The sequence below is a fragment of the Actinoplanes lutulentus genome (genome assembly GCF_003259845.1).
Taxonomy (GTDB): Bacteria; Actinomycetota; Actinomycetes; order Mycobacteriales; family Micromonosporaceae; genus Actinoplanes; species Actinoplanes lutulentus.
The window spans coordinates 14,629-34,678 of the sequence record NZ_QLMJ01000003.1; the positions used below are offsets into that span (position 1 = coordinate 14,629).

23 protein-coding genes are annotated in these 20,050 nt (G+C 69.1%); 16 read left to right on the plus strand and 7 right to left on the minus strand.

The features are described from left to right. Positions 1-65: 65 nt before the first annotated feature. The 10 genes from B0I29_RS06985 (at position 66) to B0I29_RS07030 (ending at position 8,334) form a co-directional block, all read left to right on the plus strand. Complete coding sequence (locus tag B0I29_RS06985; protein ID WP_111648071.1) at positions 66-386, plus strand: ArsR/SmtB family transcription factor; 321 nt, start codon at positions 66-68, stop codon at positions 384-386. Further along, positions 383-886 carry an SRPBCC domain-containing protein gene (locus B0I29_RS06990; protein ID WP_111648072.1) on the plus strand — a complete coding sequence of 168 codons (504 nt, stop codon included), beginning with the start codon at positions 383-385 and terminating at the stop codon, positions 884-886. Before B0I29_RS06985 ends, B0I29_RS06990 begins: the two co-directional genes overlap by 4 nt. A 50-nt stretch (positions 887-936) precedes the next feature. Next, positions 937-1,083 carry a hypothetical protein gene (locus B0I29_RS45635; RefSeq protein ID WP_181557724.1) on the plus strand — a complete coding sequence of 49 codons (147 nt, stop codon included), beginning with the start codon at positions 937-939 and terminating at the stop codon, positions 1,081-1,083. A 33-nt stretch (positions 1,084-1,116) separates the two neighbouring features. Then, positions 1,117-1,752, plus strand: coding sequence for a GntR family transcriptional regulator (locus tag B0I29_RS07000; RefSeq protein WP_111648074.1), 636 nt, complete (start codon positions 1,117-1,119; stop codon positions 1,750-1,752). Positions 1,753-2,460: 708 nt separating this feature from the next. Continuing rightward, a complete protein-coding gene (locus B0I29_RS07005; protein WP_245972313.1) occupies positions 2,461-4,026 on the plus strand; it encodes an allophanate hydrolase in 1,566 nt (521 codons plus the stop codon). Continuing rightward, complete coding sequence (gene biuH, locus B0I29_RS07010) at positions 4,023-4,721, plus strand: biuret amidohydrolase (protein ID WP_111648076.1); 699 nt, start codon at positions 4,023-4,025, stop codon at positions 4,719-4,721. Before B0I29_RS07005 ends, biuH begins: the two co-directional genes overlap by 4 nt. Further along, on the plus strand, positions 4,721-5,386 hold the full coding sequence (locus tag B0I29_RS07015) for a cysteine hydrolase family protein (RefSeq protein WP_111648077.1): 666 nt from the start codon (positions 4,721-4,723) through the stop codon (positions 5,384-5,386). Before biuH ends, B0I29_RS07015 begins: the two co-directional genes overlap by 1 nt. Positions 5,387-5,390: 4 nt before the next feature. Next, positions 5,391-6,974, plus strand: a complete 1,584-nt coding sequence (locus B0I29_RS07020; RefSeq protein WP_111648078.1) for a SulP family inorganic anion transporter — start codon at positions 5,391-5,393, stop codon at positions 6,972-6,974. Between the two features lie 56 nt (positions 6,975-7,030). Beyond that, a complete protein-coding gene (locus B0I29_RS07025) occupies positions 7,031-7,399 on the plus strand; it encodes an AtzH-like domain-containing protein (protein WP_111648079.1) in 369 nt (122 codons plus the stop codon). 62 nt (positions 7,400-7,461) lie between these two features. Beyond that, positions 7,462-8,334 carry an SDR family oxidoreductase gene (locus tag B0I29_RS07030; protein WP_111648080.1) on the plus strand — a complete coding sequence of 291 codons (873 nt, stop codon included), beginning with the start codon at positions 7,462-7,464 and terminating at the stop codon, positions 8,332-8,334. 9 nt (positions 8,335-8,343) lie between these two features. Here B0I29_RS07030 and B0I29_RS07035 read toward each other — a convergent pair whose 3' ends face one another. Continuing rightward, entirely contained in the window at positions 8,344-9,084 is a 741-nt protein-coding gene (locus B0I29_RS07035; RefSeq protein WP_111648081.1) for a paraquat-inducible protein A, read from the minus strand. A 102-nt stretch (positions 9,085-9,186) separates the two neighbouring features. Here B0I29_RS07035 and B0I29_RS07040 point away from each other — a divergent pair, with 102 nt between their 5' ends. Together B0I29_RS07040 and B0I29_RS07045 are read left to right on the plus strand one after the other, a co-directional pair. Then, a complete protein-coding gene (locus tag B0I29_RS07040; protein ID WP_111648082.1) occupies positions 9,187-10,401 on the plus strand; it encodes a GNAT family N-acetyltransferase in 1,215 nt (404 codons plus the stop codon). A gap of 246 nt (positions 10,402-10,647) precedes the next feature. Beyond that, positions 10,648-10,908 carry a hypothetical protein gene (locus tag B0I29_RS07045; protein WP_111648083.1) on the plus strand — a complete coding sequence of 87 codons (261 nt, stop codon included), beginning with the start codon at positions 10,648-10,650 and terminating at the stop codon, positions 10,906-10,908. A gap of 54 nt (positions 10,909-10,962) precedes the next feature. Here the strand turns inward: B0I29_RS07045 and B0I29_RS07050 are convergent, their stop codons facing one another. From B0I29_RS07050 to B0I29_RS07065, 4 genes are all read right to left on the minus strand, one after another. Continuing rightward, complete coding sequence (locus B0I29_RS07050) at positions 10,963-11,436, minus strand: ribose-5-phosphate isomerase (protein WP_111648084.1); 474 nt, start codon at positions 11,434-11,436, stop codon at positions 10,963-10,965. Between the two features lie 13 nt (positions 11,437-11,449). Next, entirely contained in the window at positions 11,450-12,367 is a 918-nt protein-coding gene (locus tag B0I29_RS07055; RefSeq protein WP_111648085.1) for an alpha/beta hydrolase, read from the minus strand. Between the two features lie 3 nt (positions 12,368-12,370). Then, entirely contained in the window at positions 12,371-13,567 is a 1,197-nt protein-coding gene (locus B0I29_RS07060; RefSeq protein WP_111648086.1) for a DUF1015 family protein, read from the minus strand. Positions 13,568-13,868: 301 nt separating this feature from the next. Beyond that, positions 13,869-14,501, minus strand: a complete 633-nt coding sequence (locus B0I29_RS07065) for a mycothiol-dependent nitroreductase Rv2466c family protein (RefSeq protein ID WP_111648087.1) — start codon at positions 14,499-14,501, stop codon at positions 13,869-13,871. Between the two features lie 113 nt (positions 14,502-14,614). Here B0I29_RS07065 and pepN point away from each other — a divergent pair, with 113 nt between their 5' ends. Beyond that, positions 14,615-17,167, plus strand: a complete 2,553-nt coding sequence (gene pepN, locus B0I29_RS07070; RefSeq protein ID WP_111648088.1) for an aminopeptidase N — start codon at positions 14,615-14,617, stop codon at positions 17,165-17,167. A 139-nt stretch (positions 17,168-17,306) separates the two neighbouring features. After that, a complete protein-coding gene (locus B0I29_RS07075; RefSeq protein ID WP_111648646.1) occupies positions 17,307-17,858 on the plus strand; it encodes a Uma2 family endonuclease in 552 nt (183 codons plus the stop codon). Between the two features lie 4 nt (positions 17,859-17,862). Here the strand turns inward: B0I29_RS07075 and B0I29_RS07080 are convergent, their stop codons facing one another. Both B0I29_RS07080 and ctaJ read right to left on the minus strand, forming a co-directional pair. Next, a complete protein-coding gene (locus tag B0I29_RS07080) occupies positions 17,863-18,258 on the minus strand; it encodes a DUF5130 family protein (protein ID WP_111648089.1) in 396 nt (131 codons plus the stop codon). Then, positions 18,245-18,580 carry an aa3-type cytochrome oxidase subunit CtaJ gene (gene ctaJ / locus B0I29_RS07085; protein ID WP_245972314.1) on the minus strand — a complete coding sequence of 112 codons (336 nt, stop codon included), beginning with the start codon at positions 18,578-18,580 and terminating at the stop codon, positions 18,245-18,247. Before ctaJ ends, B0I29_RS07080 begins: the two co-directional genes overlap by 14 nt. 152 nt (positions 18,581-18,732) lie before the next feature. Between ctaJ and B0I29_RS07090 the strand changes: the two genes are divergently transcribed. Next, positions 18,733-19,218 carry a hypothetical protein gene (locus B0I29_RS07090; protein WP_111648091.1) on the plus strand — a complete coding sequence of 162 codons (486 nt, stop codon included), beginning with the start codon at positions 18,733-18,735 and terminating at the stop codon, positions 19,216-19,218. Positions 19,219-19,225: 7 nt separating this feature from the next. Next, positions 19,226-20,047, plus strand: a complete 822-nt coding sequence (locus B0I29_RS07095; RefSeq protein ID WP_111648092.1) for a class F sortase — start codon at positions 19,226-19,228, stop codon at positions 20,045-20,047. The last annotated feature ends 3 nt before the right edge of the window (positions 20,048-20,050 follow it).

The following is a 20,050-nucleotide window of genomic DNA, read 5'->3' on the forward strand; positions in this document are numbered from 1 at the left end:
ATTGACACCTCACCCGAACGATGACCGGCTTGACAGGTGACCAAATGGTCACATAACTTTGCGTCATGACGGACGACGATCGGGTGTTCAAGGCTCTGGCCGACCCGAGCCGTCGCTTTCTGCTCGATCTCCTCTTCACGCGTGACGGCCGCACGCAGTCCGAGCTGGAGTCCGAGTTGGAGATGACGCGGTTCGGCGTCGCCAAGCACCTCAAGGTGCTGGAGGAGGCGGGTCTCGTCGTCGTGCGCCGGTCCGGCCGGGAGAAGTTGCATTTCCTCAACCCCGTGCCGATCCGGCAGATCCACGACAGGTGGATCGACAAGTTCACCGAGCACCAGGTCACCGCACTGATCGATCTCAAGCGACAACTGGAGGAAGAGCCATGAGCACGACCCAGGTTTTCCGCATCTGGATCAAGGCGACCCCGGAGAAGATCTGGACCGCTGTCACCGACCCGGAGTGGAACGCGCGCTACGGGTACGCGGCGCCCCAGTTCTACGAGCTGAAGAAGGGCGGCAAGTTCTACTCGACCGCCAGCCAGGAGATGAAGGACTACGCGGCCGCCAACAATTTCCCGATGGCCGACACCATCCTGGAAGGCGAGGTCCTCGAAGTGGATCCGCCCCGGCGCCTGGTGCAGACCTGGCGGATGCTGATGGACCCGAGCACCGCGAGCGAGCCGTTCACCACGCTCACCTATGACATCGAGGACTCCGGCCCCGGCGTCTGCCGGGTCACCATCACGCACGACGTCACCGGCGCGCCCTCGACCGGCACGATGATCAAGGGCAACCCGGAGGCCGGCGCCGAGGGTGGCGGCGGATGGGCCTGGGTCCTCAGCGACCTCAAGTCGCTGCTGGAGACCGGCACGATCCTGGCTTCCTGACGAACGAGCCTGCGGTGACCGGCCTTGTCCAGGCCGGTTACCGTCGGCGCATGACCACCTTCTTCATTCTCGCCGCGATCGCTCTGGTCGGTCTGGGAGTGTTCGTCTTCCTTCGCGACCGGCGCACCAGCAACGCCGGCGACCGCCCGACCGAGACCCGCAAGGCGGACTGGCTCCACAAATCGGAAGGCATCTGAGGCGCCTCCCACCGGGACTGGCACACTGGCCGCGTGAGTGACGGGGAGTTGGAGACGTACAGTCTCGTCGAGCTTGCCGTCGATCGACTGCGGCGAGACATCCTGAGCGGGCGCACCGATCCTGGTGAACGCCTGGTCGAAGAACAGCTGACCCGCCGCCTCGGTATCAGCCGCGCCCCTCTTCGTGAGGCGATGCGCCTGCTGGCCGAGCAGGGCCTGGTCGAGCACATCCCCCGCCGCGGCGCTCGGGTCGCCACCCTCTCCGACTCCGACGTGCGGGAGCTCTACGAGGTCCGTGACGTGCTGGAACGCCACGCCGTCTCGACGATGCCACCGGCGCCGGACCTGGCCCGGCTCCGCGTCGCGCTCGACACGATCCGCAAGGCCACCGAGGCCGACGACCGCCTGGAGCTGGCGAACGCGCACCGCCGTTTCCACGCCGAGGTGGTCGCCCTGAGCGGTAACCGCCAGCTCACCGGTTTGTACGAGTCGATTTTGGTACGCATCCAGCTGTACATGGCCGTCAACATGCGCCGTGAGGCCGAGACGGCGGCACCGGCGGACGGCGTGGTGCGCCACGAACGCCTCTTCGCGGCCATCGAGTCCGACGACCACTCCGAGATCCTCGCGGTTCTGGGCGCTCATGGAGCTCGCACCTACCTGAGCTGAGAGCAGCGCCTTTTCGGGCCCATCGTGCCTCGCCCCGCGAGTCAGGAGCACACAGACGGGTTGTGTGCGCGTTCATCAACGCTCGACGGCTCTTCCGTAGGCGCTCGGCCTCTCTGAACCGCTCTTGTGTGCGACCCCGCCGCCGCGACGAGCACTGGCTTGCGCTCGTGGTCGCGACAAGGGCTCATGCGCGACCACGGGCACAAGCCGACAACGACCGGCTTGTGCCTGTGGTCGTGAAATGCGCCCGAAAGCGACCACGAGCACGAGCCGACAGTTGTGGCGGCGCACGGCGGGCCAGCCTTGTGGCGGCGCACTGCGGGCCAGCTGTGCGTCGGCGCACGCGCGATGCCGCATACGGGGCGATGAGCGCACGACGAGAGGGCGCCCTGAACACAGCCTGGACAGGAGCCGTCCGCGCGAACACACGAGCTTCCGGGAGGCCGCCTGCGGTGCGCGGTCAACGAAGTGATCCGCTGCCACCACGACCGTGGAAGTGATGCCGCCGGCAGGTAGCTTGACCCGGCACCGGTAGCGATGGGCGCGCAGCGGCCTGGACCAGGCGATCAGGTCGCGGTGTAGTGCGGTGCGCACGTTGATGCGCTTGGGTCACGCCGAAAAGGCGTACCGAAGAAAGATCGCTCCGGGAAATCGGCGCGTAACCGGCCGTGCGCTTTTCCTGAAACGAAACTGTCGACAATCGACGATGTGAGTGTTGATGGGTCGGGTGTTTGGATCAGCCGGTTCGACGATGGCGAGCTGCGGAAGCGGGCCGCCGGAGTGGATCCGGGACTTCCTCTTGCGGGGCTGACGTTCGCGGTCAAGGACAACATCGACGTTGCCGGGCTGCCGACCACCGCGGCCTGTCCGGACTTCGCCTACCAGCCGGAACGCAGCGCCGCGGTGGTCACGCGCCTGGAGAACGCCGGAGCGATCGCGGTCGGGAAGACCAATCTGGACCAGTTCGCGACCGGCCTGACCGGCGCGAGATCGCCCTACGGATCGCCGGAAAGCGTCTTCGGCGGCGGGTTGATCTCCGGTGGGTCGAGCTCCGGATCGGCGGTCGCTGTCGCGAACGGATCAGTGGACTTCGCGCTCGGTACCGACACGGCGGGCTCCGGCCGGGTGCCCGCGGCGCTCAACGGGATCTACGGCATCAAACCCACCCGTGGCCTGCTCAGCACGCTCGGTGTGGTGCCGGCCTGCCGCTCGCTGGACTGCGTCTCGATCTTCGCGCGGGACCTGTCGACGGCGCGGCGGGTGATGCGGGTGGCGCGCGGGCCGGAGCGAGACGATCCCTGGTCGAGGGAAGGGCGCCGGCAAGGAAAACGAGGCCGGCCTCGGATCGGCGTTCCGGAGAGCATCGAGGCGGACGCCGGGCAGGAGAAGGCGTTCGCGCGGTTCGCCGGTGACACCACGGTGGACATCAGCCCTCTGCTGGAGGCCGGTGACCTGCTCTACCGCGGCCCGTGGGTGGCGGAGCGGCTGGCTGACCTCGGCGATTTCCTCGCGAGCAACCCGGATGCGTTCCTGCCGATCACCCGGGAGGTCCTCAAAACCGGGCTGGGGTACACCGCCGCTGATGCGTTCCGGGCACAGCACCGGCTTCAGGAACTGCGGGCGGCCGCCGACCGGATGTGGGAACACATCGACGTGCTGGTGCTGCCGACGATCGGGACCACGTTCACGCACGACGAGATCGCCGAGGACCCGATCGGGCACAACCTGACGCTCGGGCGGTACACCCAGTTCGCGAACCTGCTGGATCTGGCCGCGGTGACCGTGCCGAACGGGTTCACCGAGGACGGCCGGCCCGCGTCGATCACGCTGTTCGGACCGGCGTTCAGTGACGACACCCTGATGGAGCTGGCCCTGAGTCTTCCGCGGGAGGACGTGATGACGCTCGCCGTCGTCGGGCTGCATCTCCGTGGCGAACCACGCAACGACGAACTCCTCGACCGTGGCGGACGGCTGCTGCGGACGACGCGCACCGCGCCCTGCTATCGCCTCTATCAGCTGCCGAGCGGCGCTCCGGGTCTGGTCCGCGACAAAGGGGGCGCCTCGATCGAGGTCGAGCTCTGGCAGCTGCCGGCCTCGAAGGTCGGCGGCTTCCTCGCCGGCATTCCGGCGCCGCTGGCCCTGGGCCGGCTCGAGCTGGAGGACGGCGCCCAGGTCACCGGCTTCCTCTGCGAGGCGTACGCCGCGAACGGCGCACCGGACATCACCGCCAGCGGCGGCTGGCGGAACCACCGCCTGAAGGGATCTCACTCATGACCGCACGCATCGGCCCGGTCGAGGCCAACCCGTACACCTGGCCCTACGACGGCTCGGTCCCGGTGGAGCGGACCGCGCTGCTCTGCATCGACTGGCAGACCGACTTCTGCGGGCCCGGTGGATATGTCGACGCGATGGGTTACGACATCGAGCTGACCCGGGCCGGCCTGCCGAACACCGCGAAACTCCTCTCGCACGTCCGCGAGCTGGGGATGCTCGTGATCCATACCCGGGAGGGTCACGACGCGGACCTCTCCGACCTGCCGGCCAACAAGAAGTGGCGGTCGGCTCGGATCGGAGCGGGGATCGGCGATCCGGGCCCGTGCGGACGGATCCTGATCAAGGGCGAGCCGGGCTGGGAGATCGTGCCCGAGGTCGCTCCGGCGCCGGGCGAGGTCGTGATCGACAAGCCGGGGAAGGGCGCGTTCTACGCCACCAACCTCGACCTCGTTCTGCGTACGCATGGGATCTCGCATTTGATCCTCACCGGCATCACCACTGATGTCTGCGTGCACACCACCATGCGCGAGGCGAACGACCGTGGTTACGAGTGCTTGATCCTCAGCGACTGCACCGGCGCCACGGATCCGTCCAATCACACCGCCGCGCTGCACATGGTCACCATGCAGGGCGGTGTCTTCGGCTGCGTCGCCACTTCGGACGACGTGATCGCGGCGACAACAACGGAGGCCTGATGCCCAGCGTCGACGCCAAACCCGGAAATTTCACGTTCGATTTAGATAAAACCGCACTAATTGTGATCGATATGCAGCGGGACTTCCTGATGCCCGGCGGCTTCGGAGAGTCCCTCGGCAACGACGTGTCCCAGCTGCGCCGGACCATCGAGCCGCTGGCGGCGCTCATCGCGGCATGGCGCTCACAAGGCCTGCCGATCATCCACACCCGCGAGGGACACAAGCCGGATTTGTCCGACTGTCCCCCGGCGAAACTCAACCGCGGCGCGCCCAGCCAGCGCATCGGCGATCCCGGCGCCTTCGGCCGGATCCTCATCCAGGGCGAATACGGCCACGACATCATCGACGAGCTCCAGCCCGTCGGTGACGAGGTCGTGATCGACAAGCCGGGAAAGGGCGCCTTTTATGCGACCGATTTGTCGGAAATTCTCGAAAAATCGGGCGTCACCAGCCTCATCGTCACCGGCGTGACGACCGAGGTCTGCGTGCACACCACTGTCCGGGAAGCGAACGACCGGGGTTACGAGTGCCTGGTCCTGGCCGACTGCGTCGGTTCCTACTTCCCGGAGTTCCAGCAGGTCGGCCTCCAGATGATCGCCGCACAGGGCGGCATCTTCGGTTGGGTCGCCGAATCCCCCGCAGTGATCTCCGCCATTCAGGAGTGAAGATATGACCACCTCCACGGCCGCACCCGCCAAGCTGCCTTACTGGGTCCGGGGTGACACCAACGCCTTCTTCGGCTTCGGCGTCAACGTCCTGGTCAACGTGCTCACCCTCACCGGCCTCTGTATCGGCGTGATCGGGCTGCCGGCCGGCGACGTCTTCGGCGTCATCCTGCCCGCGCTCGGTGTCGCCCTGGTCGCCGGCAACATCTACTACACGTACCTGGCGCGCAGGCTCTCCATCAAAGAGAACCGCACCGATGTGACAGCTCTCCCGTACGGCCCGAGCGTCCCGCACATGTTCATCGTGATCTTCGTGATCATGCTGCCGATCTACCTGACCACGAAGAACCCGATCCAGGCGTGGACCGCCGGCATCGCGTGGGCGTTCATCATCGGCGTGATCGTGCTGATCGGCGCGTTCGTCGGCCCGTACATCCGCAAGTACACGCCGCGCGCGGCGCTGCTCGGCACCCTGGCCGGCATCTCGATCACGTTCATCTCGATGAACCCGGCCGGGAACATGTGGAGTTACGCCTGGATCGCCCTGCCGGTCTTCGGCATGCTGCTCATCGGCCTGCTCACCGACGTGAAGCTGCCCTACAACTTCCCGATCGGCCTGGCCGCGCTGCTGGTCGGCTCGGCGATCGGCTGGATCGGCGGCGCCATGAGCGTGCCGGACGTGACCGCGGCGGCACGCGACATCGCGTTCGCGTTCCCGCACCTGAAGTTCGACCTGCTGCTCGACGGCCTGCAGGACATGGCGCCGCTGCTGGCGACCGCGATCCCGCTCGGCGTCTACAACTTCACCGAGGCGATGACCAACGTGGAGAGCGCCGCCACCGCCGGTGACCGCTACAACCTGCGCAGCGTGCTGCTGGCCGACGGCGCCGGCGCGGTGATCGGTTCCTGCCTGGGCTCGCCGTTCCCGCCCGCCGTCTACGTCGGCCACCCGGGCTGGAAGGCGGCCGGTGGCCGTACCGGTTACTCGATGGCGACCGGCGTGGTGATCGCTCTGCTCTGCTTCTTCGGCCTGTTCGGCCTGCTCGGAGCGATCTTCCCGACCGCCGCGATCGTGCCCATCCTGCTCTACATCGGCCTGCTGATCGGCGCGCAGGCGTTCCAGGCGACACCACGGGCGCACGCCGCCGCCGTGGTGGCCGCGCTGATACCGAACATCGCGTCCTGGGCGACCGGGCAGATGGACAACGTGCTCTCCGCTGCCGGCACGTCGGCGGCCGAGGTCGGCAACGACGCGCTGGCCGGCGCCGGTGTCGTCTACGGGGGCCTGAAGACGCTCGGCGAGGGCGCGATCCTGGCCGGCCTGGTGCTCGGCGCGATCGTCGCCTTCATCATCGACAAACGCTTCTGGCACGCCGCGGTCTTCGCCGGAACCGGCGCGGTGCTCACCTTCATCGGTCTGATCCACGCCGAGAAGGTGCAGTGGAACGCCGACGGCCCGGTCTCGCTCGGTTACCTTTTCCTCACCGTCGTCTGCGTCCTCTTCGCACTCGGCAAGCCCACCCCGCGCGAGCCCGAGCCCGGCGAGGCCGAGCTGCTCGCCGAGGAGGAGCCGGTTCCCGCCAAGTGACACCCTGATCCGGCGCGGCCTCGCCCCCGGGGCCGCGCCGGCGATAGGAGACCTTCATGGAGAGAGATCTACCCGAAGTGATCACCGAGGTCACCGCGGCGTTCGAAGCCTACGAGCGAGCCCTGGTCGCGAACGACGTCGATGCGATCCTCGGATTCTTCGCCGCCGACGCGGTCCGTTTCGGCATCGCCGATCAGCAGTTCGGCATCGAAGAACAAACCCGGTGGCGGCGAGCGCAGAGCGCTCTGCCGCCGGGCCGCTGGCTGAAGGAGACCGACATTCAGGGGTACGGGCGAAGCACGGCGATCGTCACGACGATGTTCGGTTACCACGGCAGCGACATTCAGGGCCGTCAATCACAGACCTGGGTACGGCTACCGGAAGGGTGGCGAATCGTCACCGCCCACGTCTCCGAGCCCCGGTAAACGCTTATCCAGGCCTCCCCGGGGAATGCGGAGGGTCACGTTCCCCAACACAGGAGGCATCCGTGGACCCACGCGACCAGTACCCGAAGCCGGAATACGACGGCGGCGACCTGACACCGCCCGGCCTCACCTCGCAGATGCCCGACCGGCCCGATCACGGCGAGGAGACGTACCGCGGCAGCGGCCGCCTGACCGGCCGGAAAGCGGTCATCACGGGTGGCGACTCCGGCATCGGCCGGGCCGTGGCGATCGCGTACGCCCGGGAGGGCGCCGACGTGCTCATCTCGTACCTGCCCGAGGAGGAGCCGGACGCGCGGGAGACCGCCGCCTGGATCGAGAAGGCCGGCCGGAAAGCGGTGACCGTCCCCGGCGACATCCGCGACGAGGCGCACTGCCGGGCGATCATCGACCGGGCGGTTTCCGATCTCGGCGGCCTGGACATCCTGGTGAACAACGCCGCGTACCAGATGGCTCAGCCCGGTGGGATCGCCGACATCACCGACGAGCAGTTCGACCGGGTCATGAAGACCAACCTGTACGCGATGTTCTGGCTCTGCCGGGCCGCGGTGCCGCACCTGCGTCCCGGGGCCACGATCATCAACACGGCGTCGGTTCAGGCGTACCTGTCGTCGAGTGCGCTTGTTGATTACGCCACCACCAAGGGTGGCATCGTGGCATTCACCAAGGCGCTCGCCGAGGACCTGGCGGACAAGGGCGTGCGGGTCAACGCCGTCGCGCCCGGCCCGATCTGGACTCCGCTGATCCCGGCCACCATGCCCGAGGAGAAGGTGAAGTCGTTCGGCGGCGACACTCCGCTCGGCCGCGCCGGCCAGCCCGCCGAACTGGCCGCCGCGTACGTCTATTTCGCGAGCCCCGAGTCGAGTTACACCACCGGCGAGGTACTCGGCGTGACCGGCGGCAAGCCGGTCAGCTAGAGCCGGTCGCTAGCTCGTGAAGACTCCGGTGACCCAGTTGACAGCGGTCATCACCCACTCGGTCTGCTGCAGGTGAGCCAGGCCGACGCCGATCAGGAAGACGCCAGCGGCCATGTGGGCGCCGCGGGCGGTGTGCCGCTGACGGCCGAGCTGGCGTTCCAGCACAACGCGGCCGACGAGGCGGGACAGCGCGAACACGCCCGCGGCGACCACCAGCGACGTCACGAAGACGATGATCGGGGTGAGCATCGAGCCGTCCGACGAGAGCACCCAGATGCCCCAGGAGATGAACGCGAAGATCAGCGGCGCGTTGCTCCACTCGCTGCCCCGGCGCAGCCGGCGGATGTGCCAGCTCAGCGGCTGCCGTTCCGGGCCGTGACCGGTCTCCTGCGGCCAGCCGGTGCCGGTCGGCTCGTGCTCCGCCGTGTACTGCTCGGTGCGCTGGGTGACCCGGGCGCGGCCGCGACTGAACGGCGAGGCCTCCGGAGCGGCCGGATGCGCACCGTGCGGGCCGAACGGCGGCACCGAGGGGTTCTGCGCCTGGGTGTGCGGCGCGGGCGACTGAGGCGCCTCAGGGCGCTGGACGCGCGTGCGCTGATCAGGATGCTGGACCTGGGTTTGCGGCGCCTGGGTGTGCGGGGCCTGCTCGTGCTGGGACGAATGGGACACGGGCGTGGTCGGCGCCTCGGCCCACGGGTCCTGCGGCGGCATGTCGAGCGTCCGCTCGGACCACTGCGGTTGCTCCGGCATGGTTCCCCTCTCAACTCCGCGGTCGGCGACCTGCGTCAGTTCGAGAGTAACGAGCCAACAAATCGGTCGCCCTGGCCCACGCCAGTCCGTTACACACATGCCATGGACGAAGAGCTTTCGGTACGCCCCGCGACCCCTGCCGATTTCACCGCGATCTGCGATCTGCTGGGGACCGTGTTCCACGAAGAGGTCTTCCCCGACCTCGAGGCCGAGGTCTACGAGACCGAGCGTTCGCTGGTCGCGGATGACCGAGGAACGGTGGTCGGGCACGCCGACGCTTTCACCCGTGATCTCACTGTTCCGGGCGCTGTGGTCCCGGCCGCGCACGTCTCCGGGGTCGGCGTGCTGCCCACCCATCGACGGCGCGGGATCCTGACCCGGCTGATGCACCGGCAGCTGCGCGAGATCGCCGAGGCGGGGCGGGAGCCGCTCGCGGTGCTCTGGGCCAGCGAGACCAAGATCTACCCCAGGTTCGGGTACGGGCCGGCGAGCAACCGCCTCGTGCTGTCGATCATGAACCGTGAGGTTCGTCTCCCGGCGCCTCCGGCCGCACCCACCGGTCACCTGCGGATGGGCGATCCGAAAGAGCTGCTCGCCGACATCGGCAAGGTCTACGAGCAGCTGCGGCCGTCCCGGGTGGGCTGGGCGAGCCGGGACGACCGCTGGTGGCGGTACGTGCTGAGTGACCTCAAGGAGAAGCGTGAGGGCGCCACCCAGCTGCGTGCCGTGGTGCACGAGGGACCGGGCGGACCGACCGGGTACGCACTGTGGCGGGCCAAGGACCAGTGGACCGACCACGGGCCGGACAGCGAGGTGCGGGTCCGCGAGGTGGCGGCCGCCGACCCGGAGACGTACCAGGCTCTCTGGCGGTTCCTCCTCGGCATCGACCTGACCCGCCGGGTGAACTACTCGCTGGGCGCGCTCGACGAGCCGTTGCAATACCTGGTCGACGAGCCACGGCGGCTCGCGCCGAGAGTCTCCGACGGCCTCTGGATCCGCCTCGTCGACCTGCCGGCCGCGCTGGCCGCCCGCCGGTACCTGACCGACGTCGACGTGGTGCTCGAGGTGACCGACCCGATCCTGGAGCAGAACTCCGGCCGCTGGCGTCTGATCGGCGGACCGGACGGCGCGGTGTGTACGCGTACCACCGAGCCGGCCGACCTGGTCTGCTCGGTGACCGATCTCGGCGCGGCCTACCTGGGTTCGGCCTCGCTGTCCACGCTCGCGGCGGCCGGGCGGGTACGCCAGCTGACCGGCAACGATCCGGCGACCGCGTTCCGCTGGCACCGGCAGCCGAGTCCGACCGAAGTCTTCTGAGGTGGCGGGGGCAGCGGTACCGTCGGCGGCATGGGTCAGCCCGAACGCCGTCGCCGTCGCGTCCGTCCCCCGTCGGGGTCGGCCGCGCAAGCGGCCGACGCCCCGCCCGCCGAGACGGCCGACGAGGTACCGCCCGTCCCGAGGACCGGGCCGATCCCAGGCCCGCCTCCGGTCGTCAGCGCTCCTCCGGTGCCGGGGCCGCCGCCGGTGCCACATCCGCAGCCTGGGCCGCCCCCGGGGGCCGAGGTGAGCGCTCCGAAAGCTCGCGCCACCTTCCCCCGGCGTCCGGCGCCGGGTCAGGGCAGCGGCGGGCCGCCCGACGAGCGGGAGTCCGAGCGCGGGCTGCGCGGCCTGGTCGGTTCCGGGTCGTCGCAGGTCAGCGTGGGCGCGGCACTGCGCGCCCGGGACGCGTCCCGAGCGGGTGACGCCGAGATCGCCGCTGCCGAGCGCGACCTCGTGATCGTCCGCCGCAACTGGCTGCCCCGCGAGGAACTCCCCCGCCGCTGAGAAACGAAAAATCCGGCTGACTCCGCGGTGGAAGTCAGCCGGATAGGATCCTGGTCAGCTGGCGGGGAGCTCGGGGAGGACGCGGTCCTTCTCGTACGACGCGAGCTGGTCGATCCGGCGGGCGTGCCGGAGGTCGCCGGAGAACGGCGTGGCGATGAACGCCTCGACGAACGCGGTCGCCTCGTCGAGGGTGTGCTGCCGGGCGCCGATGGCGATCACGTTGCTGTCGTTGTGCTGGCGGGCCAGCTGGGCGATCTCGGCTTTCCACACCAGCGCGGAACGCACGCCGGGGACCTTGTTCGCCGCGATCTGCTCGCCGTTGCCGGAGCCACCGATCACGATGCCGAGCGAGCCCGGGTCGGCCACCACCTTGGCGCCGGTGTGGAAGCAGAACGCCGGGTAGTCGTCCTCGGGGTCGTAAGCGTGCGGTCCGACGTCGACCACGTCATGCCCCTGCTTGATCAGGTGGTTGACGAGGTGACCCTTCAGCTCGAAGCCGGCGTGGTCGGATCCCAGGTAGAGACGCATAATCCCAAGTCTTTCAGAAGGTGAGAGCGGATCGCAGGGCGGACGCCACCTGGTCCGCCGCGGCCCGGGCGGCGTCGATGGTGGCCAACTTTCGGGCGAAGCCGTGATTCACACCCATGTATCGGGTGTGCACCACCGGGACACCGGCGGCGATCAGGGCGTCCGCGTAATCCGCGCCCTCGTCACGCAACGCATCGTACTCCGCGGTGATCAGTAACGTCGGCGGCATTCCGGACAGATCGGCCACCGCGAGCGGGGCGACGTCCGGCGAGAAGCGCAGCGCCGGGTCCGGCACGAACGTCTCCCAGGCCAGCTTCATCGACGCGCGGTCCAGGCCGTACGCGCCGACCTCGTCGTACGACTCGGCGGAGGTGAGCGGGTCGAGAGCCGGGTAGACCAGCACCTGGTAATCGAGCGGAGTGGCCGCGTCGCGCTGCCGGCGTGCGGTGACCGTGGCGAGCTGGCCGCCGGCGCTGTCCCCGCCGATTGCCAGCCGCGACGAGTCCAGGCCCAGGTCGGACCCGGACTTGCGCAGGTACGCCAGAACGGCCTCGGCGTCCTCAAGGGCGGCCGGGAAGACGTGCTCCGGCGCGAGGCGGTACCCGACGGAGACCACGGCACAGCCGGACCGCTCGGCGACCCGGCGGCAGAACCGGTCCACGGTCTCGATGCTGCCGTAACACCAGCCGCCGCCGTGCAGGTAGACCAGGACCGGCGCGCCGATCTTGGTGGCGTACAGCCGGCAGGGCACGCCGTCGGCGTCGAAGTCGGCGACGACCGGCAGCGGCAGCGCCGGCCCGGTCTCCGCCTCGTTCGACTCCTCCATGGCGGCGCGCGCCGCGAGCAGCTGCGTGTAGGGGTCCGCGGCCAGCTCTTCGGCCGAGGGCCGCCGCCGCAGAGCCGCGGCGGCGGTGACCTGGGGGTGAAGCATCGGCTAGCCCAGCTGAGCGAGAACGAGACCGCCACGGGCCTTGGGGGTGAACCAGGTGCTCTTGCGCGGAAGCTTGAGCCGTTCCAGGTTCACCTCGACGAAGTCGTCGACGGTCACCGGCGCGATCAGCACGGCGAGCTCGGCGCGGCCGTTGTCGACCTCACCGCGCAGCCACTCGACCGGGTAATCGCCGCCGATGTACGCGATCCGCTTGTCACCCGGGTCCAGGCCCAGCGCGTCACGAAGCAGCACGCGCTCGACCAAGGCGTGGTCCAGGTTCTCCACAGATGTTCCGGACTTGTCCTCAGGAAGCCCGACCGCGAACGAGCGGCCTCCCGCGTACATCTCGATCGTGCCCTTGGCGGGCAATTGCGCGACGCGCGGCAGTTCGGTGACCGTCGCGCCTGCCTCGCGCAGGCGGCCCAGCAGATCGTCGAGCGATGCGGGAAGCTCGCTGACCAGGCGGTTGTAAGGCTGGATCGCGACCGACGCGGGCGTGGTCACGACGGCCAGGAAGCGCGGGATGCCACCGGTCTGCGCGGCGAGGCTGCGGTGGTTGCCGTCGGCGACCACCAGCTCACCGCCTCCGGCGAGAGCCAGCAGCCGGTCCTGAAGCTCGCCCGGACCGACCTGCCAGATGGCGTGGGTGCGGCCGGTCCCGTCCAGGTCGGTCGCGTCGGGCTCGCCCGCCGCATCAACCGCGTCGGCGAGGGCTGCGTGCAGCTCCTCACCCTTTCCGGTCTGGAGCAGGAGTACGGGAGACAGCAGGGTGCCGATCGCGTCAGCGAGAGCGACACGCTCACGCACCTTCGCGATGAACACGTCCTCGTTGCGGATCACCAGGCCCGGCTCGTCGGCGTTGGTCGAGATCTGCTCGGTCTCGACCGTGCTCCACAGGCCGTAAGCGGGCGCTTCGCCCGGACCGGTGATGCGGTACAGCACCACCACGTCCTCGGCGGCGCGGTACTTCCCCTCGGCCTTCGCGCGCTCCAGGCGGACGACGGCGTCCGGGAGGGAGTCGGTGAAGGACTTGCCGAGAGACTCGGGAGCCAGGTGCGGCATCTCGACGCCCAGAGAACTGGAGGCGTTGGCCTTGATGATCTCGGTGATTTCGGCGTCGTCGGCGAACTCGTCATAATTCTGGGCCCCGGTACCGCCATTGGTGACCCAGGCCCGGCTGATCGGGTGCACGACCGTCATGGGGGCAACTTACCCGGAGTGCCTGCCCAGCCCACCAACCGGCATCTGCCGGGGTGACCTGGTCGACGTCGATGCGAGAGGCGCGGTCGTGACGATCACCGGAGGCGCGATCAGGCCTGCGACATCAGGGGGCAGATCAGCCCAAACGCCACGCTGGACGCCGATCGTCGACATGGCGAACGATTCACTGTCGGGCATTTCCCTGCCTCCGCGATGAACGAGGTGATGTACACCTCATCCAACGACCGGGTGACGTCCGGGAGTCGAACTTTTGCCCGAACGCCACCCAATGGCAACCAAATCAGTCGAAGATCGGGCCCAGGTCGCGGCTGCGCTTCAACTCGTAGAAGCCGGGCGTACCGGCGACCAGTACGACGCCGTCCCAGAGCTTGCCGGCTGCCTCACCCTTCGGCGCCGGCGTGATGACCGGTCCGAAGAAGGCGACGGTCTCGCCCGGGTTCGGGCCCGGCGCGTGGATCACCGGGGTGCCGACGTCCGTGCCGACCGGCTTCATGCCGGCGTTGTGGCTGGCCCGCAACGCCTCGTCGCGGCTGTCGGTGTGCGCGGCGGCGGCGAGCTCCGGGTCGAGGCCGACCTCGGTCAGCGCCTCCCGGTACAGCTTCTCGTCGTCTACCTCGTACTTCTGGAGGTGGATCCGGGTGCCGAGCGCCGTATAGAGGTCACGCAGCACCTGCGGCCCGGCGGCCTCGGCGGCGGCGATGCAGACCCGGACCGGGCCCCATCCCTTGGACAGCAGTTCCTTGTAGCGCTCCGGGAGCTCGTCGCGGCCCTCGTTCAGGACGGACAGGCTCATCACGTTGAACCGGATGTCGAGTGGACGGACCTTCTCCACCTCCAGCAGCCAGCGGGAGGTGATCCAGGCCCACGGGCAGAGGGGGTCGAACCACATGTCGACGGTGGCACGTTCAGTCATGAGTTCGATGATCCTCCCTTCCGGGTGACCGGTCGGGGTGAGTTCGGTCGCCGTCGACGCATAGGCTTCAAGAAACGAACAAAAGTCAGCTCGAAGCTCGAAGGAGAGTGCACGTGGCCGGTGTTCACAACCTGACCCAGGTCGAGGCTGCGGAGCGTAGTCGTTTGCTCGAGGTGACCGGGTATGACATCACCCTTGACCTGACTGACGGGCACGGCAATCCCGGCTCCGACACGTTCCGGTCCACCACAGTGATCACATTCAAGTGCGCCGAGCCGGGTGCGGACACGTTCATCGAGGCCGCCGCCTCGACGATCCACTCCGCGACGCTCAACGGCGCCGCTGTCGACCTCAGTGCCTGGAACGCGGAGAAGGGCCTCGCGCTGTCCGGCCTGGCCGCCGAGAACACCCTGGTCGTCGACGGCGACTTCAAGTACTCGGCGAGCGGGCAGGGTCTGCAGCGCAGTCTCGACCCGGTCGACTCCGAGATCTACCTCTACAGCCAGTTCGAGACCGCGGACGCGCAGCGCACCTACGCCTGCTTCGACCAGCCCGACCTGAAGAGCGTCTTCACGTGGCGTGCCACCGTGCCGGCGCACTGGAAGGTCATCTCGAACATGCCGGTCGAGTCCGAGGAGGAGACCGGCCCGGGCGCCAAGAAGATCCACTTCGCCGAGTCGCCGCGGATGAGCACGTACATCACGGCGATCTGCGCGGGGCCGTACCACGAGGTGCGTGACTCGCACGACGGCATCGAGCTCGGCGTCTTCTGCCGCGCGTCGATGGCGCAGTACCTGGACGCCGACGACCTGTTCCTCGTCACGAAGCAGGGCTTCGACTTCTTCCACGAGCAGTTCGGCGTGCGGTACCCGCTGCCGAAGTACGACCAGCTCTGGGTGCCGGACTTCAACGCCGGCGCGATGGAGAACTTCGGCTGCGTCACGCACGCCGAGGCGCACTACATCTTCCGCTCGCAGGTCACCGACTACGAGTACGAGCAGCGCGCCAACACGATCCTGCACGAGCTCGCCCACATGTGGTTCGGCGACCTGGTGACGATGCGCTGGTGGAACGACCTCTGGCTGAACGAGTCGTTCGCCGAGTGGGCGAGCCACTGGTGCAACACCGAGGCCACCCGGTTCTCCGACGCCTGGTCGACGTTCCTGTCGATCCGCAAGTCCTGGGGTTACCGGCAGGACCAGCTCTCGTCGACCCACCCGGTCTACTGCGAGATGCCGGACCTGGAAGCGGTCGAGGTCAACTTCGACGGCATCACGTACGCCAAGGGCGCCAGCGTGATCAAGCAGCTGGTCGCGTACGTCGGGCTGGACCCGTTCCTCACCGGTCTGCGGGCGTACTTCGCCAAGCACGCCTGGGGCAACGCGACCTTCGACGACCTGCTTACCGAGCTGGAAGCGGCGTCCGGCCGGGAACTGCGCAAGTTCGCCGCGCAGTGGCTGGAGACCTCGCAGGTCAACACGCTGCGCCCGGTCGTCGAGGTGGACGCGGCCGGCAACTACACCAGCGTGGTGGTCAAGCAGGAAGCGCCGGTGGACTACCCGACCTTGCGTACGCACCGGATCGGCATCGGCCTGTACGACCTCGACGGTGACCGCCTGGTGCGGCGCGAGCTGATCGAGGCGGATGTGGCCGGGGAGCGTACCGAGATCGCCGCGCTGTCCGGTGTGAAGGCGCCGGACCTGCTGCTGGTCAACGACGAGGACCTGACGTACGCGAAGCTGCGGCTGGACGAGCGTTCACTCGCCACGCTGGTGGGGCACATCGCCGGGTTCGACTCGGCGCTGCCGCGTGCGCTGTGCTGGGGCGCCGCCTGGGACATGCTGCGTGACGCCGAGCTGCCGGCTCGCGATTACGTGGCCCTGGTCGTGGCGGGTCTGCCGGCCGAGACCGACATCAACCTCACCACGGCCACGCTGCGGCAGGCCGGCATGGCGCTGACCAGCTTCGCCGACCCCGCGTGGAACCCGACCGGCTGGAACCTGCTGGCCGGCCTGGCGCAGACGCAGCTCGCGGCTGCCGAACCGGGCAGCGGCTGGCAGCTCACCTGGGCGCGGGCGTTCATCACCGCCGCGCGTACGCCCGAGCAGGCGGCCGTGCTGCGCGCCTGGTTCAGCGGCGAGTCCCGTCCCGAGGGCCTGGTCGTCGACACCGAGCTGCGCTGGAGCCTGCTGCAGGCCCTCGCCGCGCTCGGCGCCGCGTCCCCCGAGGAGATCGAGCAGGAGCTGGCCGGCGACCTCACGGCGAGCGGCGAGCGGGAGGCGGCGATCGCCCACGCGCTCGTGCCGACGCATGAGAACAAGGCCCGCGTGTGGGCCGAGCTCACCGGTCCGCAGCTGCCGAACTGGAAGAACCGGTCGCTGCTGCAGGGTTTCCAGAGCACCCGGCAGGTGGCGCTCACCGAGCCGTTCGCGGCGAAGTTCTTCGAGGTGGTCGGGGACGTGTGGGCCCGCTCGGACAGCGAGCCGGCCCAGGAGTTCGCCACTCTGGCGTACCCGGCGTACCAGATCAGCGACGAGACGGTGGCGCTCACCACCGCCTGGCTTGAGCGTGACGGTCAGCCGGCGTCGCTGCGCCGGCTGGTGGCCGAGGGCCGGGACGGCATCGAGCGGGCGCTGAAGGCCCGCGCGAAGGACCGTTCGGCCTGAGTTGTCCTGACAACGCCCCCGCTTCGCAAGTGCGAGGCGGGGGCGTTTCACATGGCACGAGTTACGTCCCGATAACGCGCCGGAAACAACTCTGTGTGAGTAGGCTTGCACTCCCAGCGATGGAGGTGGCCCCGTGACGATGCTGAGCCAGGGCGCTCCGGCGCGGTGGACCGCGCCGGACGGCCGGTGGACCGAACCAGATCTGCACCTGTTCCCGCAGGACGGGCATCGGTACGAGATCGTCGACGGAAGCCTGCACGTCACCCCACCGGCCGACGACCGGCACGCCGCCGTGGTCGCCTCCCTCGTCGAGGTGCTGCGAGCGGCGGCGCCGGAGGGCTGGTGGGTGTGTGACCGGTCCGGCATCGACACCGGGTCGAGCAACCTGGTCCCCGACGTCACCGTGCTGCGGCCGCGTTCAGCCGGCCGGATCTGGGCAAACCCGGCGGACGTGGCGCTCGTGGTCGAGGTGGAGTCCGAGGAGACCCGGCGGTTCGACCGGCTGCTCAAACCCGCCGTGTACGCGGCCGCGGGCATCCCCGGGTTCTGGCGGGTGGAGCCGGGTCCGGTGCTGCGCACGTTCCTGCTGGACGGCGACGATTACCGGGCCGTGGACAGCATTGAGGGCGCCGACCACGTTCGGCTCGACGCCCCGTACCCGATCCGGGTGAAACCGTCCGGATGGATCTAGCTTCTCAGTAACGACCCGCGTGCGAAGCAAGCTGGTCGATGCCGATCAGCAGACCGCCCGCCAGGTCGCCGCCCGCGAACGACGCGGCCATCGACAGGCCGGCCAGTTTCGCGTCGCGGTCCGAAATGCGGTGCCGCGCGTCCGAGCCGGTGACGATCTCCAGCTTGCGCTGGTTCGGCGAGACCGCGATCAGCACCGACCGCTGCGGGGTCCGGGTCTGACGGTGCAGGCCCTCCGCCGTCTCACGCGAGGGATCGCCGAGATCGCCGAGGTAGATGCTGAAGTTCAGCCCGGTCGCCTGGTCGGCGATCCGGAGCGCCTCATCGAGACGCAGCAGCTGCCGGGTCGTGAAGGGACCGTCGGCGGGCTGCTCGACCTGGGTGAGTTCACCACTTGTCACTTGCGCCTCCTGTCGGGCCGGGCCGGACCGGAGCGCCGGAGCTGTCCTCGATGACGAGCCCGTGCTTCTCTGCGGGGCCGGAGATGGCCGGCGCGGCCGTTTTCTCCGGCGCGGCGCTGAACCACATCGCCGGGAACTCGAAGGTCTGGCCCGGACGGTATCGACGGGTGGGCTTGGCTCGATCAGAGTTGCTGAAGACGAGCGTCGCCACCGTGCCGATGACCGCGGCCGGAATGATCACAAAGACCAGAACGGTGCTGATAACTGACAACTGACACGCCCCCAGGCGCCGGATGATTCGCGATTCCCGAACAACAATCACGGTAGCGGAGCGCGACTCGTGTCGGAGCGTCGGGTCTCGAACCGGGGTCTCACGCCGTCGGGATCTACGCGGAATGTGCTCCGGGGTGCGAAAATCACCCTCACGCGCCGTCCGCGTCTTATTCGCCGCGGAGGGCAAGGAGGGGGGATTTCATGCGCCTGTCCATCCCCGCCGCTGCTGCGGCGCTCATCACCACGCTGCTTTTCGCACACACACCCGCTCAGGCCTCCGCTGCCGTCTTCGTGGAGCTCAACCCGAGTACGGTCCCGGCCGGCGACAACATCTCCCTACGCGCGTCCTGCGACGACAACCTCAAGCCGGCCACCGTCACCGCCGAGCCGATCGGCGAGGTGACCGTTCAGCCCGAGTTCGGCTTCCTCACGGCGACCGTCCGGGTGCCGGACGACACCGAGCCGGGCGATTACCCGGTGGCCCTGCGCTGCCCGGACAACGGCGGCGCCGCGACCGCCACCCTGCACGTCGTGGAAAAGGTGGAGCCGTCACGCGGACCGGCCACCGGCGGCGGTGGCACCGCACCGGGCTCCACCGCGTCGATATTCATCGGCGGCGGGCTGGCGGCGATAGTCGCCGGCCTGGTGCTCGCCGTCGTGTCCCTGCGCCGCCGCCGAATCGGCTGAGGCCGCCGTGGCGAGTCAGGACCGGGCGCCCGGCGGTTCCCGGGTGCCCGCCTCCGTGCAGCGCAAACGACCGGCTCAGGTGATCACCGCGCCTCCGCCCGGTGTGGTGACCGGACCGCTTCCGCCGACGCCGACTGTGCGGGGGCGGTCGCCCTTCCAGCTGCCCCTGCCCGGGCGCGGCCGTGGCCCTCGGCCCCGGCTGCGGCGGGGCCAACGGTCCGGGCCGATCGCGGCGATCGCGCTGGTGTTGACGTTCTTCGGGCTGTTCGCGGTCGGGCTCGGCCTCGGTTTCGCGACCGGCTTCAACGTCAGCGATCTGTTCCGGGGGTCGGACGAGCCGCCGCCCCGCGCTTTCCCGGTGCTCGACCCGAGCCGGCCGGAGCGGCTGGAGATCCCGGCTATCGAGGTGTCCGCGCCGGTTCTCGAGGTGGGCCTGGCCGACGACGGCTCGGTGGGCGTACCGCCGCTGAAACGGCACAACGAGGCGGGCTGGTTCGACGGCGGGCCGACTCCGGGTCAGTTCGGCCCGGCGCTGATCGTGGGGCATGCGGATACGCGTACCGGACCGTCGGTCTTCCATGACCTGCACCGGGTGAAACCGGGCCAGGAGATCAGGGTGAGCCGGGCCGACGGCACGGTCGCGGTCTTCGAGGTGAACTCGGTGGAGAAATTCGACAAGGACAAGCTGCCGGTGCAGCGGGTCTACGGCGATTACAGCCGGCCGTCGCTGCGTCTGATGACCTGCGGCGGGGATTGGCTGGGCGACTCCCGCGGCGGTTACTCCGACAACATCGTCGTCTTCGCCTCGCTGGTCGACTCCCAGTCATGAAAC

Excerpts from the sequence above, each read along its gene's own strand:
- B0I29_RS06985 (WP_111648071.1), top strand. The coding sequence starts at position 66 with ATGACGGACGACGATCGGGTGTTCAAGGCTCTGGCCGACCCGAGCCGT.
- B0I29_RS06990 (WP_111648072.1), top strand. The coding sequence starts at position 383 with ATGAGCACGACCCAGGTTTTCCGCATCTGGATCAAGGCGACCCCGGAG.
- B0I29_RS45635 (WP_181557724.1), top strand. The coding sequence starts at position 937 with ATGACCACCTTCTTCATTCTCGCCGCGATCGCTCTGGTCGGTCTGGGA.
- biuH (WP_111648076.1), top strand. The coding sequence starts at position 4,023 with ATGACCGCACGCATCGGCCCGGTCGAGGCCAACCCGTACACCTGGCCC.
- B0I29_RS07015 (WP_111648077.1), top strand. The coding sequence starts at position 4,721 with ATGCCCAGCGTCGACGCCAAACCCGGAAATTTCACGTTCGATTTAGAT.
- B0I29_RS07020 (WP_111648078.1), top strand. The coding sequence starts at position 5,391 with ATGACCACCTCCACGGCCGCACCCGCCAAGCTGCCTTACTGGGTCCGG.
- B0I29_RS07025 (WP_111648079.1), top strand. The coding sequence starts at position 7,031 with ATGGAGAGAGATCTACCCGAAGTGATCACCGAGGTCACCGCGGCGTTC.
- B0I29_RS07035 (WP_111648081.1), bottom strand. The coding sequence starts at position 9,084 with ATGCCGGAGCAACCGCAGTGGTCCGAGCGGACGCTCGACATGCCGCCG.
- B0I29_RS07040 (WP_111648082.1), top strand. The coding sequence starts at position 9,187 with ATGGACGAAGAGCTTTCGGTACGCCCCGCGACCCCTGCCGATTTCACC.
- B0I29_RS07050 (WP_111648084.1), bottom strand. The coding sequence starts at position 11,436 with ATGCGTCTCTACCTGGGATCCGACCACGCCGGCTTCGAGCTGAAGGGT.
- B0I29_RS07055 (WP_111648085.1), bottom strand. The coding sequence starts at position 12,367 with ATGCTTCACCCCCAGGTCACCGCCGCCGCGGCTCTGCGGCGGCGGCCC.
- B0I29_RS07060 (WP_111648086.1), bottom strand. The coding sequence starts at position 13,567 with ATGACGGTCGTGCACCCGATCAGCCGGGCCTGGGTCACCAATGGCGGT.
- B0I29_RS07065 (WP_111648087.1), bottom strand. The coding sequence starts at position 14,501 with ATGACTGAACGTGCCACCGTCGACATGTGGTTCGACCCCCTCTGCCCG.
- B0I29_RS07075 (WP_111648646.1), top strand. The coding sequence starts at position 17,307 with ATGCTGAGCCAGGGCGCTCCGGCGCGGTGGACCGCGCCGGACGGCCGG.
- B0I29_RS07090 (WP_111648091.1), top strand. The coding sequence starts at position 18,733 with ATGCGCCTGTCCATCCCCGCCGCTGCTGCGGCGCTCATCACCACGCTG.